The organism is Cellulomonas sp. 73-92, from assembly GCF_001898175.1.
In the GTDB taxonomy this organism is placed as follows: Bacteria; Actinomycetota; Actinomycetes; order Actinomycetales; family Cellulomonadaceae; genus Cellulomonas.
The window spans coordinates 477,047-491,262 of record NZ_MKTH01000013.1 but is presented as its reverse complement, the minus strand read 5'-3'; the positions used below and the strand labels follow the sequence as shown (position 1 = coordinate 491,262).

Here is a 14,216-nt window from a genome sequence, read left to right as displayed (position 1 = left end):
CCTCCTCTCGGAGGGCCCGCCGCGGGCACACATCTCCCGCGACGGGGAGATGATCTTCGACTCCCTACGCCGGTTCTGGCCGGATCAGGTTCGAGGGTCTGCGGCGGTCCGCACTCTCAGCGCCCGTGACGGCGCTCCCCTGTCGTTCACGGTGATCGTAGCCCCGCGGACGGGCGGCGTCCGCAGGCCGCGGGCACTAACGTCGGCGTCAGACCGACCCCGGAGGTTGCGATGCCCGAGAAGTCACCGACCGTCCTGCGCGTCGCCGGCATCGGCGCCGGTCTGCTCGGCGCCTGGTTGGTCCACAAGGTGCTTGACGCCGCCTGGCGCAGCGCGAGCGGGCACCCCACCCCCGACCCGGCCGACCGGGACGCGCCGCTGGCGGAGGTCATCGTCGCCACCGCCCTCACCGGGGCGCTGGTCGCGCTCATGCGCCTGCTGGCGACGCGCGGCACGCAGCGTGCCGCCGGCGCGGCGCACCACTAGCCCTCGACGCGCGGGGCCGCGAGCGCAGCACCGGCCCCGGAGGCGCTCGGCCGCGAGGCGCAGCACCGGCCCCGGAGGCGCTCGGCCGCGAGGCGCAGCACCGGCCGCGGAGGCGCTCGGCCGCGAGGCCCCCCAGGCCCTCGTCGGCCGGCGTGAGCGCGCGCTCGGCGCCCCCGGCCGCGCCTGCCCACCTCACCGGGCGGGCGCGACCGCGCCCGGTACCGTGGCCCGGTGAGCGCGCTCCGGGCGACCAGCCTCGCCCTCGTCGTCGTCGCGACCGTCGTCGGTGTCGCCGTCTTCGTCCGTGGCGTGTGGCGCATCACCGCGACGATCCGCGCCGGGCGGGCCCTCGCCGGCCGCTGGCGGCCCGTCGGCCCGCGGCTCGCGTCGACGTTGCGCGAGGTGCTCGGCCACGAGAAGTTCGCGCACAACCTCCACGTCCGGGTCGCGCACTGGACCGTGATGGTGTCCTTCCCGATCCTGTTCATCACGCTCGTCGACGGCTACGGCGAGATCACCGACGCCCGGTGGACCGTCCCGGTGATCGGGCACTGGCCCATCGTCGACTGGGCCGTCGAGGGCTTCGCCTGGCTGTCGCTCGCCGGCATCCTCTGGCTGATCGTCCGGCGCCAGCTGCTCCGGCCGCGGGCGTCGCGCGACGAGCGGGCGAACCGCGCCTCACGCTTCTTCGGCTCGTCGCAGGCGCAGGCCTACGTCGTCGAGGCGACGGTGCTCGTCGTCGTCCTGGCGGTGCTCGCGCTGCGCGGGCTGGGCTACGCGATCGCCCGGCAGGACGGCGGCACGCTCGCCTCCTCCTGGCACTTCCCGCTCACCGCCTGGTACGGCGCGGCCTGGGCCGGCGCGCCGACGAGCACGCTCGAGGCGTGGGTCACCGCGATCGCGACGGTCAAGATCCTGTGCTCGATGGCCTGGTTCGTCGTCGTCGGCGTGCAGCCGACGATGGGCGTCGCCTGGCACCGGTTCCTCGCCGTGGTGACCTTGTACACCAAGCGCTACCCCGGACGTACGGTCTCGCTCGGCCCGGCCGAGCCGATCCGGGGGCCCGGCGGCGACCCGCTCGACCTCATGGCGCTCGACGAGCTCCCGGAGGACCTGGTCCTCGGGGCCGGCACGCCCGCCGAGCTGTCGTGGAAGGCCGCGCTCGACGCGGCGACCTGCACCGAGTGCGGCCGCTGCCAGGTCGTCTGCCCCGCGTGGGCGACCGGCAAGCCGCTGTCCCCGAAGCTCTTCATGCTGTCGCTGCGCGACGCGCTGGCCGATCCCGCGACGCGCGGCGAGCCGCTCGTCGGAGGCCCCATCGACACGGACGTGCTGTGGGCCTGCACCACGTGCGGCGCGTGCGTGCAGGAGTGCCCGGTCGACATCGAGCACGTCGACACGATCCTCGACCTGCGGCGCCACCAGGTGCTCGCCGCCTCGGAGTTCCCCCGCGAGCTCACCAAGGCCTTCACCGGCATGGAGCGGCAGGGCAACCCCTGGGGGGCGCCGGCGCGCAAGCGCCTCGACTGGACCAAGGGCCTCGACTTCGCCGTGCCGGTCGTCGGGCGCGAGGTGGCCTCGCTCGCCGACGTCGACTACCTGTTCTGGGTCGGTTGCGCCGGCGCGTACGACGAGCGGGCGGGGCGCACCACCCGGGCGGTGGCCGAGCTGCTGCACGCCGCCGGCGTGACGTTCGCCGTGCTGGGCGAGGCCGAGCAGTGCACGGGCGACTCCGCGCGACGCGCCGGCAACGAGCTCCTGTTCCAGCAGATGGCGGCCGGGAACATCGCGACCCTCGACGCGGCCGGCGCCCGCCGGATCGTCGTCACCTGCGCGCACTGCTTCAACACCATCGCCCGCGAGTACCCGGCGCTCGGCGGCACGTACGAGGTGGTGCACCACACCGAGCTGCTCAACACGCTCGTCGCGGACGGGCGGCTCGTCCCGCTCCCCGCGTCCGACGCGCGCACGGTGACGTACCACGACCCCTGCTACCTCGGCCGGCACAACGAGATCTACTCCCCGCCGCGCGAGCTGCTCGCGGCGGCCGGCATCAGCGTGTCCGAGATGCCGCGTCACGGCGCCGACGCCTTCTGCTGCGGCGGCGGCGGTGCACGCGCATGGATGGAGGAGACGATCGGCACGCGGATCGGCACCACCCGCGCGGCCGAGGCCATCGGGACGGGTGCAGCCGCCGTCGCGACGGCCTGCCCCTTCTGCACGACGATGCTGACGGACGGCGTTGCCGCGTGCGGCACCTCGTCACCCGTCGGCGCCGTGCCCATCGAGGCGCCGACCTTCCGCCCGACGGGCGGCTCGACGAGGCCCTCGGCGGACGCCCCGGCGGTCGGGGTGCCCGAGGTGGCCGACATCGCGGTGCTGCTGCGCGACCGCCTCACGGGCGCCCGCCCCTGACGCCATCCGCCTTCCGGGTCGCACCGGCCATCGGCGGCGGGAATGTCGGCGCCCCGCCGCCCGGCGGGCGACGATGCTGCCGTTCATCGCGCGGACCTTCCGTGGACGACGAAGCTCCCGCAGCCGCCGCGAGCGTCAGGGTGCAGGGGTGGGGGTGCAGCCGGCGGGCGGCACGGGCGATGCCACCACGCGCAGCAGGCGGAGCAGCTCCGCCCGCTCGTCGGGGGCCAGCCGGGCGAGCCGCTCGGCAGCGCCGACGCTCCGTTCCGCGGACGCCTGCGCGAGGACGTCGCGGCCGGCGGGCGTGAGCTCGACGAGGGTGGCCCGGCGGTCGGCCGGGTCGGGCACGCGGCGGACCTGGCCGTCCGCCTCGGCCTGGTCGACCTTCGCCGTGACGGAACGCGGGGCGACGTCGAGCACCTGCGCCAGCTCGCCGAGACGGCTTGGCGCGCCCGCCCGCTGCAGCGCGCGCAGGAGCCGCTGCTGCCCCGGCGTGGTCGCGGTGGGGCCGAAGTGCTCGGCGGCGTCCCGGCGCAGCCCGTGCAGCAGGGCGTGGACGAGCTCGTTGAGCTCGGCGGCCTCGTCGGGCACCGCGGTCACTGTGGGTACCCCCAGCGGCTCGGCGGCCTCGTCCGGCACCGCGGGGGCGGGCACGGCGAGCGGCGGCCGCTCGCCCAGGTCTTGCTCCCCTGCCTCCACGGCGCCGAGGCTAGCGCGCGGACGGATGGTTGTGAATGAGACACATAGTGAGTTAACCTCAGCACCGCTCACCACGCGGGAGGTGCCGATGTCTCACCAGATCCCCGGCGCGGGCATGGGTGGCGGCCGCATGCTCCGCACGTTCGCGCAGGACTCGTCCGTGACGAACAAGAGGCTCGGCCGCGCGACCCTGCGCCGCATCCTCGGCTTCGCCCGGCCGTACCGCTGGCAGCTGGCCCTGTTCGTCCTGCTCATCGCGGTGGATGCCGCGGCCGGTGCGTTGACGCCGTGGCTGCTGCGCATCCTCATCGACCACGGCATCGCGGCCCACCGTGGGGACGTCGTCGTCGGCGTCGCCGCCGCGGTCGCCGCGCTGGCGGTGCTGGGAGCCGGCCTGTCGGTCGCGGAGCGCTGGCTGTCGTCGCGCGTCGGCGAGGGCCTCATCCTCGACCTGCGCACCGCCGTCTTCGACCACGTGCAGCGGATGCCGCTCGCCTTCTTCTCCCGCGCCCGCACGGGCGCGCTGGTCCAGCGCCTCAACGGCGACGTGCTCGGCGCCCAGCAGGCGTTCACCTCGACGCTGCAGAACGTGGTGAGCAACACGCTCACCGTCGTCTTCGTGCTCGGGGCGATGCTGTCGATGTCGTGGCAGCTCACCCTGCTGTCCCTCGTGCTGCTCCCGGCGTTCGTCCTGCCGGCGCGCTTCTTCGGGCACCGGATCGCCGCCATCACGCGGGAGTCGTACGAGCTCAACGCCGACGCCTCGCAGTTCATGCAGGAGCGCTTCAACGTCGCCGGCGCGCACCTCGCCAAGGTGTTCGGCGACCCGGACCGGGAGTCCGCCGCCTACCGCGCGCAGGCCGGCCGGGTCCGCGACATCGGCGTCCGGCTGGCGATGAACGCCTCCTGGTTCCGCATCGGCCTGACGACCGTGGCGTCGATCGGCGTCGCGATCGTCTACGGGCTCGGTGGCTGGCAGGCCGTGCAGGGCCAGCTCACGGTCGGCGTCGTCGTCGCGCTCGCCTCCTACCTCACCCGCCTCTACGGCCCGCTCACCGCGATGTCCAACGTCCAGGTCGACGTCATGACCGCGCTGGTGAGCTTCGACCGCGTGCTCGAGGTGCTGGACATGGTGCCGACGGTCGCCGAGAAGCCCGACGCGGTGGACCTGCGGGCGGCCGTCCACGCGCACGGCGCCGGCGTCACGCTGGACGGCGTCGGCTTCCGCTACCCGTCGGCCGACGAGGTCTCCCTCGCGTCCCTCGAGGCGGTCGCGACCCTGCGCGCCGACCCGCCCGCGGACACGCTCCACGAGGTGTCGTTCACCGTCCCGCCGGGCTCGATGGTGGCCCTCGTCGGCCCGTCGGGGGCAGGCAAGACGACGATCTCGCAGCTCGTGACCCGGATGTACGACCCGACGCGTGGATCCGTCCGCATCGCCGGGCTCGACCTGCGCGACGTCACGGCAGCCTCGCTGCGGGCCACCGTCGGGGTCGTGTCGCAGGAGGCGCACCTGTTCCACGACACCATCCGCGCCAACCTCCTGTTCGCCAAGCCCACCGCGAGCGACGACGAGCTCGAGCTCGCGCTGCGGGAGGCCCAGATCTGGGACCTCGTCGCCGGCCTGCCGGAGGGCCTCGACACGGTCGTGGGCGACCGCGGCTACCGGCTCTCGGGGGGCGAGCGCCAGCGGCTGGCGATCGCCCGGCTGCTGCTCAAGGCGCCCGACGTCGTCGTGCTCGACGAGGCGACGGCCCACCTCGACTCGGAGTCGGAGGCCGCGGTCCAGGCGGCGCTCGATGCCGCGCTCGTCGGCCGCACCAGCCTGGTCATCGCGCACCGGCTGTCGACCATCCGTGCCGCGGACCGGATCGTCGTGGTCGACGACGGCCGCGTGGTGCAGCAGGGCACGCACGAGGAGCTGCTCGCCGCGGGCGGCCTCTACGCCGACCTGTACACGACCCAGTTCGCCGCCCGGACGCCGACCGCGGCCGGCTGACCCTCGGCGGGCGCCCGGGCTACAGGGTGGACGGGTCCACGGGGAAGTCGGACGCGTCGAGGATCACGCCGCCGACCACCGCCTGCAGCGCGCGGGCGACCCCCCGCACCTGCGGCGCGGCGCGGCCTCGGGCGACGCGGTGCGCCAGCGAGGGTCGCTCGAGCTCCAGCTCGACGAAGTCCGTCGGCTCCCAGTGGACCCGGTAGGCGACGACCCCGTCCCGCGTCCAGGGCAGCGACGCGAGCACCAGGGGCACCTCGTCCAGCCCCGCGACCTCGACCGTGAGGATCCCGTCCACGCCGAGGTTGGCCTCGATGCCGTAGCCGGTCGCCTCCTGCGGGTGGCTCATCATGTAGGCGTCGTAGGCGGCGGCCTCCGCCGCGAGCCGTGACCGCTCGCGCTCGTCCTGCACGCCGTGCCGCTCGAGGTGCGCCTCGAGGCGGGGGTCGAGGGGCTCGTCGTGCCCGAGGTAGCGGTTCCCCGCGCCGGACGCCCGCACCCGCGGCACCACCTGCCGCGCCACCGCCAGCAGCTCCGCCGGCTCGATCCAGCCGTCGGTGTGCACCGTGAGGTCGATCTGGGCGGCCGGGTCGGGCGTCAGCACGGTGCCCGTCCCGCCGATCCGCACCGAGCCGGCGAGGCGGCGCGCGACGGCGACCAGCCACTGCACGGCGCGTTCCTCCTCGCGCACCGGCAACGCGTCGGGGAACGCACGCTTCAGCCCGTCCCGGTCTCCCCCGGGGCCCGGCGCGTCTCCGCGCTCCACGGGGCAGTCGAGCTGCCAGGCCGAGGCCGGTTGGCCCGGCACGCGCAGCTGCGCCTGGTCCGCCGCGGTCAGCAAGAAGGGGCCGACCAGCCTCGACAGCCGGCCGAGCCGCAGGGCGCGGACCGGCGCACCGCCGGCGGCGCGGGCGAAGGCGGCGTCCACGTCCTCCCAGCGCGCCGCGGCGAACCGGCACACGGCGAGGGTGCCGACCTCCGCCGCGTCCGGCCCCTCCGGCAGGACGAGCAGGTGGCGGGAGAGCGCGGCGGCGTCGGCCGTGAGCCGGGGACCGTCGGCCATCAGCCGACCGTCACAGGGGCGTCCGGTGGAAGCTCATCCACGAGCGGGATGCCGTCGGCCCGCGCTGTCCCTGGTACCGCGAGCCGTTCGCCCCGGCGCCGTACGGCTCGTCGGCCGGCGAGGACAGCCGGAAGAAGCACAGCTGGCCCACCTTCATGCCCGGCCAGAGCTTGATCGGCAGCGTCGCGACGTTCGACAGCTCGAGCGTGACGTGCCCGGTGAACCCGGGGTCGACGAAGCCGGCGGTCGAGTGCGTCAGCAGGCCGAGCCGGCCGAGCGACGACTTGCCCTCGAGGCGGGCCGCCACGTCGTCGGGCAGCGTCACGGCCTCGTAGGTCGAGCCGAGCACGAACTCGCCGGGGTGCAGCACGAGCGACTCGCCGCTGGGCACCTCGACCAGGCGGGTCAGCTCGGGCTGCTCCTCGGCCGGGTCGATGACGGCGTAGCGGTGGTTGTCGAACAGGCGGAAGTACTTGTCGAGCCGCACGTCGATGCTCGACGGCTGGATCATCGCGGGCTCGTACGGGTCGAGACGGACCCGGCCGGACTCGAGCTCGGACCGGATGTCGTGGTCGGAGAGCAGCACGTGCCCACGGTAGTGGCCCGCCCCGCGCGGGGGGCCTGGCGGCCGTCTGTCGGGTGGTGCACCGGCCCGCTATGCTGGCACCCGGAGCGTGGGAGCGCTCCCTCAGCGAACACCGAGAGGCGCCAGCTCATGCGCTACGGCCACTTCGACGATGAAGCTCGCGAATACGTCGTCACCACGCCGCACACGCCCTACCCGTGGATCAACTACCTGGGCTCGGAGCGGTTCTTCTCGCTCATCTCGCACCAGGCGGGCGGGTACTCGTTCTTCCGCGACGCCCGCATGCGCCGGCTGACCCGGTACCGGTACAACAACATCCCCGCCGACGCCGGCGGCCGGTACCTCTACGTCAACGACGGCGGCGACGTGTGGACGCCGTCGTGGCTGCCCGTCAAGGCCGACCTCGACGCCTTCGAGGCGCGCCACGGCCTCGGCTACACGCGCATCACGGGGGAGCGGGGCGGCGTGCGCGTCGACACCCTGCACTTCGTGCCGCTCGGCGAGGACGCCGAGGTCCAGAAGATCACGGTGACCAACACGTCGCCGGCGGCCAAGCACCTCACGCTCTTCACGTTCGTGGAGTTCTGCCTCTGGAACGCGCAGGACGACCAGACGAACTACCAGCGCAACCTCTCCCTCGGCGAGGTCGAGGTGGAGCAGGACGGCCCGTACGGGTCGGCGATCTACCACAAGACCGAGTACCGCGAGCGCCGCGACCACTACGCCGTCTTCGCCGTCAACCAGCACGCGGACGGCTTCGACACCGACCGCGACACGTTCGTCGGGCCCTGGAACTCCCTCGGCGAGGCGGCGGTGCCGCGGGCCGGGGCGTCGGCGGGCTCGGTCGCCTCCGGCTGGTACCCGATCGGCTCGCACTCCGTGGCGGTGGACCTGGCGCCGGGCGAGTCGCGCGAGCTCGTCGTCGTGCTCGGTTACGTGGAGAACCCGGACGAGGAGAAGTGGGCGGACGACGCCCACCAGCTCGTCAACCGCGACCGCGCGCACGCCCTGCTGGGCCGGTTCGCCACCGCGGCCCAGGCGGACGCCGCGTTCGAGGCGCTGCGCGCCTACTGGACCGGGCTGCTCTCGACGTACTCGGTGACCAGCGGCGACGAGAAGCTGGACCGGATGGTCAACGTCTGGAACCAGTACCAGTGCATGGTCACGTTCAACATGAGCCGCTCGGCGAGCTACTTCGAGACCGGCATCGGCCGCGGCATGGGCTTCCGCGACTCGAACCAGGACCTGCTCGGCTTCGTCCACCTGGTCCCGGAGCGCGCGCGCGAGCGGATCGTCGACATCGCCTCGACGCAGCTCGCGGACGGCTCGGCGTACCACCAGTACCAGCCGCTGACGAAGCGCGGGAACAACGACATCGGCTCCGGCTTCAACGACGACCCGCTGTGGCTCATCGCCGGCGTCGCGGCGTACATCCGGGAGACGGGCGACTGGCCGATCCTCGACGAGCCCGTGCCGTTCGACAACGAGGTGGGCTCCGAGGTTCCCCTGTGGGAGCACCTGACGCGCAGCTTCGAGTTCACGGTGGCCCACCGCGGGCCGCACGGCCTGCCGCTCATCGGCCGCGCGGACTGGAACGACTGCCTCAACCTCAACTGCTTCTCCACCACGCCGGGGGAGAGCTTCCAGACGACCGAGAACAAGGCGGGCGGCGTCGCGGAGTCCGTGTTCATCGCGGCGATGTTCGTCAAGTACGGAGCCGAGTACGCGGAGCTCGCCGAGCGCCGGGGGCTCGGCGACGCCGCGTCCCGGGCCCGCGCCCTGGTCGACGAGATGCGGCACGCCGTGCTGACCGACGGCTGGGACGGCCGGTGGTTCCTGCGCGCGTACGACTACTTCGGCAACCCCGTCGGCACCGACGCCAAGCCCGAGGGCAAGATCTGGATCGAGCCGCAGGGCTTCGCCGTGCTGGCCGGCATCGGCGTGGGCAGCGGGCCGGACGACGAAGGGGCGCCGGCCATCCAGGCGCTGAACTCGTCGGCCGAGATGCTCGGCACCGAGCACGGCCTGGTGCTGCAGTACCCGGCGTACACCACCTACCAGGTGGAGCTCGGCGAGGTCTCGACGTATCCGCCGGGGTACAAGGAGAACGGCGGCATCTTCTGCCACAACAACCCGTGGGTGATCATCGGCGAGACGATCGTCGGCCGCGGTGACGTCGCCTTCGACTACTACAAGCGGATCACTCCGGCCTACCGCGAGGACATCAGCGACGTGCACCGGCTCGAGCCGTACGTGTACGCGCAGATGATCGCCGGCAAGGAGGCCGTGCGGCACGGCGAGGCCAAGAACTCCTGGCTCACCGGCACCGCGGCCTGGAACTTCGTCGCGGTCTCGCAGCACCTGCTGGGCGTGCGGCCCGACTTCGACGGGCTCGTCGTCGACCCGCAGATCGGGCCGGAGGTGCCGAGCTTCACCGTCACCCGGGTGGCCCGCGGCGCGACGTACGTCATCGACGTGACGAACTCCGGCGTCCGCGGCTCCCGCGGACGGCTCGTCGTGGACGGCACGCCGGTCGAGGGCAACCTCGTCCCCTACGCGCCCGCCGGCACGACGGTCCACGTGCACGTGACCCTCTAGATGGCGCTCGACGAGCTGCGCCGCCCCGCGCCGGCGACGTCCCCCATGCTCACCGTGCGCAGCGCCCGGTGGGAGGTGGACGTGCTGCCCGGCACGGGCGGCGCCCTGGCGGCGGGCCGGGTCCGGACGGCCGACGGGCTGTGGCGCGACCTGCTGCGCCCCACGCCGCGCAGCCGCCGCAACGAGCCGGAGCGGACCGCGAGCTTCCCCATGGTGCCGTGGTCCAACCGGATCGACGCCGGGGTGCTGCCGTTCGCGGGGCGGCGCTGGCAGCTGCAGCGCAACGGTGCCGACGGCACGGCGATCCACGGCGCGCTGCGCAACGCGCCCTGGGCCCTCGTCGCGCGCGACGACGACGCCGTGGTGCTCGAGGCCGTCGCCTCCGACATGGTGGGGGTCAACTTCCCCTGGCGCTTCACCGCGCGCGTGGGATACGCCCTGGTCGGGGACTCCCTCGAGGTGACGACCACCCTGCGCAACACGGACGACGAGCCGTTCCCCGCCGGGTTCGGCCACCACCCCTACTTCCGCCGGTCGCTCGTCCCGGTCGGGGCCCCGCTGCCCGACGAGCCGGGCCGGCCCCTGCTCCGGGTCGCCGCGAACGCGGGCTACCTGCTGCGCGGCGGGCTGGCGCTGGACGCCGCGGGGGCGATCCCGCCCCGTGCCGACTTCCGGGCGGAGCGGCGCGTGAGCGTCATCCACGTCGACGACGTCCTCACCGACCGCTCGCCGGGGCCGCTGGCGACCCTGCGCTACACCGACCCCGACGTCACGGTGACGATCGACGCCGACGAGACCTACTCGCACGTCGTCCTCTACGCGCCGCGCGGCCGCGGCCACCTCGCCGTCGAGCCGACGACGCACGTCAACGGAGGCTTCGCGCTGCACGCCGCCGGGGTGCCCGGGACCGGGGTCGTCGTGCTGGAACCGGGGGAGGAGCTGGCCGCGGCCTTCCGGATCACGGTCGAGGGCTGACCGGCCGCACCAGCGTTCCGTCGGCGGGTCCGCGGGCGTCGGCCCGCCGCATCACGGTCGAGGGCTGACCGGCCGCACCAGCGCGCCGTCCTCGCCGGGGGTGAAGCCGAGGCGGTCGTAGAACGCGAGGGCCGGCGTGTTCCGCGGGTCGACACGCAGGTGCATGCCAGGCACGCCGCGCTCCGCGAGCGCCGCGGCGAACGCCTCGATGAGCCGGCGCCCCCAGCCCTGGCCCTGCCGGCGGGGCAGCAGGTCGATGTGCAGGTGCGCCGGGTAGCCGGTCGGCGGCTCGTCGTGCGGCGGGTGGTGCAGCAGCTCGACGAGGCCGTGGTCCGCCGTGCCGTCGTCGGGCCCGAGCGGGTAGCGCGCCCGCAGCGCCGGCCACCAGTGCTCGTCCTCCCACGCCGCGAAGGCGGCGCTGTCCGCGGTCCCGACGAGGTAACCGGCGAGTCCCTCGTCGTCCATCACGACGAGGCTCAGCGACGGGTCGGCGGTGGGGTAGGGGCCGCAGTAGACGTGCGCCAGGAGGTCGGGGTCGCGGTACAGCGCGGTGGCGTCGCGGCCCGCGTCGCCAGTCAGCAGGCAGATGCGGTACATCGCGGGAAGGTCGCCCGTTCGGTAGGTGCGAAGCTCCGGCACGTCCCCAGGATCGCAGGCCCGCACCGCCGAGGCCTCCGCCCCGCCCGGGTGGCCGGCGGCAGTCAGCGCCTGGCCAGCCACGCCATGACGCCGGCCATGAGGACGCCGAAGACGACGATGCCCGCCCGGAACGGCCCGGTCGGGATCTTCTTGGCCAGCGCCGCGCCGACCGGGGCGCCGACGAGCGACCCGATCGCCACCATCGCGGCGTACCTCCAGGCGACGCCTGCGGTGACGACGAGGAAGACGGCGGCGACGAGGTTCACCAGGGCCTGGAGCACGTTCTTCACCGCGTTCTGCTGCTGCAGGCCGGAGGCGAGGAACAGGCCGAGCAGGCCGAGCAGGATCACGCCCTGCGCGGCGCTGAAGTAGCCGCCGTAGACCCCGGTGAGGAAGACCCAGAACGTCACCTGCCTCCAGCGGGTGCGCTCGGTGGGCTTGGTGCGCCGGACGATGAGCGGCTGCAGCCCGACGAGCAGCGCGGCCGCCAGGATGAGCACCGGGACCGCGGCGGCGAAGGAGCTCTTGGGCAGCCGGGTGAGCAGCGCCGCGCCGCACACCGCACCCGCCAGGGACGCCGCGCCCAGACGCAGCAGCAGCGGGCGGGTGCCGCCGAGCCGGTCGCGGTAGCCCCACGCGCCCGCCAGCGACCCCGGGACCAGGCCCACCGTGTTCGCGATGTTGGCCGTCACCGGCGGCACGCCGAGCAGCACCATGACCGGGTAGGTGATGAGGGACCCCGAGCCGACGATCGTGTTCACGGCGCCCGCGCCGAAGCCCGCCGCGGCCACCGCGATCCACTCGATCAGTGACATGTCTGCGCCTTCAGGGTCGCACCGGGGGCACCGGTCGCAGGTCGCGCCGACGCCCGGTCGTACGCCGGTGGCCTCGAAGAGCGCGCCGGCGCCTGGGAGCATCATCTCGACGTCCTCGAGCTTGCCGGTCGCGGCGCGGCTGCCCGGCGCTCGCACCGCCGGCGCCGGCGCCCCCGTCGGCACCGGTTGCCAGGAGGAGCTGCCGCCCACGAAGACCACCACGCGGTGGGGCCCGCGGTTGCCGGCGCGGCCGCAATCGCAGGTCGGAGCGGCGTCGAGGCGGCCTGCGCCGACCGGGTAGGATCGGGGCCGCAGCGCGTCCGGGACCTCCCGGGTGCCGCCGCGCGGGTGTAGTTCAATGGTAGAACTTCAGCTTCCCAAGCTGAGAGCGCGGGTTCGATTCCCGTCACCCGCTCCATCGTTTCCGCAGTTCAGAGTCATTTCGAGACTCTGTCAGACCTCCCTGAGACCCTTGTGCGGGTCGGCTCGGCGCTCTTCGTCGAGCTCGCGCCCGAGCTCAACGAACTCTTCGAGTACGTCACCGTTCGGCGTCCCGCGTTCCGTAGCGCCATGGGGCCGCGTTCTGTAGCGCTTGGGGCCGGCGAGTTGTAGCGCAGACATGCCGCGATCTGTAGCGTTGGCCCGTGGGCAACTCCGACTCGTACACGCGGCGCGTCATCGATGGCGAGCTCGACGAGCTGCTTCCGTACCTGCCTGCCATCGCGCTCGACGGCGCCAAGGGAGTCGGAAAGACCGCGACGGCCGGTGGCCGGGCGGTGACCACCTACCGCCTGGACGACCCCGCGACGCGCGAGCTGCTCGCGGCCGACCCGACCCGGCTGACCGCAGCCCGCGAGCCGATCCTCGTCGACGAGCATCAGCGTTGGGAGCCCGCATGGGACTTCGTGCGCCGATCCGTCGACGACGACTCACGCCCCGGGCGCTTCCTGCTGACCGGGTCCGCGACGATGCCGCACCCCAGCTCCCACTCAGGTGCAGGCAGGATCGTCCGGCTGCCGATGCGACCGATGACGCTGCCCGAACGAGGCCTCACGACGCCGACGGTCTCCCTGGCCGGCCTGCTGAGCGGCACCGCGCGCATCGAGGGCAGCACCGGTTTCGCCCTCGCCGACTACACCCGGGCCATCGTCCGCGGCGGTTTCCCCGGCATGCAGACGCTGCCCGACCGACCCGCACGCGCAGCGCTCGCGGGCTACGCCGACCTCATCGTCGACCGGGATGTGCCCGAGGCCGGCTTCGGGGTGCGCAACCCCGCCCAGATGCGCGCGTGGCTGCGCGCCATCGCGGCCGCCACCGCGACGACCGCGACCTGGGAGACACTCCGCGACGCGGCGAGCCCCGGACGCTCGGACCCTCCGCCGCGCTCGACCACCGGGCCGTGGACCGACGCCCTGACGCGAACCTGGGTGTACGACCCCCTGCCGGCGTGGCAGCCCGGCTTCAGTCACCTCACACGGCTCGCCGCCTCGCCCAAGCACCACCTGGTGGACCCAGCCCTAGCCTGCACGCTCCTGGCACTGACGGCGGACGACCTGCTCTCCGGCGGTGGCCCGACGCCGGTGGTCCCGCGCGACGGGGTTTTCCTCGGGAGCCTGTTCGAGTCGCTCGCGACGCTGTCTGTCCGGGTCTTCGCGCAGGCGGCCGAGGCCCAGGTCGGCCACCTCCGTCGCCGTGACGGCGACCACGAGATCGACCTGATGGTTCACGGCACGGGCAGACGCAGGGTCGCGATCGAGGTCAAGCTCTCCCGACTGGTGACGGACACCGACGTCAAGCACCTGCTCTGGCTCAAGGGTCTGCTCGGCGACGAGCTCGCCGACATGGTCGTCCTGACGACGGGCGGCGACGCGTACCGACGACGCGACGGTGTCGCCGTGGTACCCCTGGCCCTCCTCGGACCGTAGATCCGAGCGACTCCTC

11 protein-coding genes, 1 tRNA gene and 1 riboswitch are annotated in these 14,216 nt (G+C 73.9%); of the genes, 7 read left to right on the top strand and 5 right to left on the bottom strand.

Annotation, left to right across the window (positions count from 1 at the left end; genetic code table 11):
• Positions 1 to 44 precede the first annotated feature (44 nt).
• A riboswitch (TPP riboswitch) is annotated at positions 45 to 151 on the bottom strand.
• A gap of 80 nt (positions 152 to 231) precedes the next feature.
• Complete coding sequence (locus BGO37_RS08940) at positions 232 to 486, top strand: DUF4235 domain-containing protein (RefSeq protein ID WP_291754107.1); 255 nt, start codon at positions 232 to 234, stop codon at positions 484 to 486.
• Between the two features lie 231 nt (positions 487 to 717).
• Positions 718 to 2,901 carry a (Fe-S)-binding protein gene (locus BGO37_RS08935; protein WP_291754106.1) on the top strand — a complete coding sequence of 728 codons (2,184 nt, stop codon included), beginning with the start codon at positions 718 to 720 and terminating at the stop codon, positions 2,899 to 2,901.
• Between the two features lie 135 nt (positions 2,902 to 3,036).
• Here BGO37_RS08935 and BGO37_RS08930 read toward each other — a convergent pair whose 3' ends face one another.
• Positions 3,037 to 3,600, bottom strand: a complete 564-nt coding sequence (locus BGO37_RS08930) for a MarR family winged helix-turn-helix transcriptional regulator (protein ID WP_291754105.1) — start codon at positions 3,598 to 3,600, stop codon at positions 3,037 to 3,039.
• An 88-nt stretch (positions 3,601 to 3,688) separates the two neighbouring features.
• Between BGO37_RS08930 and BGO37_RS08925 the strand changes: the two genes are divergently transcribed.
• Positions 3,689 to 5,599, top strand: coding sequence for an ABC transporter ATP-binding protein (locus BGO37_RS08925; protein ID WP_291754103.1), 1,911 nt, complete (start codon positions 3,689 to 3,691; stop codon positions 5,597 to 5,599).
• Positions 5,600 to 5,618: 19 nt separating this feature from the next.
• Here BGO37_RS08925 and BGO37_RS08920 read toward each other — a convergent pair whose 3' ends face one another.
• Entirely contained in the window at positions 5,619 to 6,662 is a 1,044-nt protein-coding gene (locus BGO37_RS08920; protein ID WP_291754102.1) for a hypothetical protein, read from the bottom strand.
• Positions 6,663 to 6,672: 10 nt separating this feature from the next.
• On the bottom strand, positions 6,673 to 7,248 hold the full coding sequence (gene dcd / locus BGO37_RS08915) for a dCTP deaminase (protein ID WP_291754099.1): 576 nt from the start codon (positions 7,246 to 7,248) through the stop codon (positions 6,673 to 6,675).
• A 129-nt stretch (positions 7,249 to 7,377) separates the two neighbouring features.
• Here dcd and BGO37_RS08910 point away from each other — a divergent pair, with 129 nt between their 5' ends.
• Together BGO37_RS08910 and BGO37_RS08905 are read left to right on the top strand one after the other, a co-directional pair.
• Entirely contained in the window at positions 7,378 to 9,846 is a 2,469-nt protein-coding gene (locus BGO37_RS08910; RefSeq protein ID WP_291754098.1) for a glycosyl transferase, read from the top strand.
• Entirely contained in the window at positions 9,847 to 10,821 is a 975-nt protein-coding gene (locus BGO37_RS08905) for an aldose epimerase (protein ID WP_291754096.1), read from the top strand.
• 51 nt (positions 10,822 to 10,872) lie between these two features.
• On the opposite strand, the gene BGO37_RS08900 is transcribed toward BGO37_RS08905, so the two are convergent.
• Both BGO37_RS08900 and BGO37_RS08895 read right to left on the bottom strand, forming a co-directional pair.
• A complete protein-coding gene (locus BGO37_RS08900) occupies positions 10,873 to 11,460 on the bottom strand; it encodes an N-acetyltransferase (protein WP_291754092.1) in 588 nt (195 codons plus the stop codon).
• A 62-nt stretch (positions 11,461 to 11,522) separates the two neighbouring features.
• Positions 11,523 to 12,275 carry a sulfite exporter TauE/SafE family protein gene (locus BGO37_RS08895; RefSeq protein WP_291754090.1) on the bottom strand — a complete coding sequence of 251 codons (753 nt, stop codon included), beginning with the start codon at positions 12,273 to 12,275 and terminating at the stop codon, positions 11,523 to 11,525.
• Between the two features lie 344 nt (positions 12,276 to 12,619).
• Here BGO37_RS08895 and BGO37_RS08890 point away from each other — a divergent pair.
• Positions 12,620 to 12,693, top strand: a tRNA-Gly gene (locus tag BGO37_RS08890).
• 226 nt (positions 12,694 to 12,919) lie between these two features.
• Positions 12,920 to 14,200: a DUF4143 domain-containing protein gene (locus BGO37_RS08885; protein ID WP_291754088.1), complete on the top strand. Its 1,281-nt coding sequence runs from the start codon at positions 12,920 to 12,922 to the stop codon at positions 14,198 to 14,200.
• Positions 14,201 to 14,216: the final 16 nt, after the last annotated feature.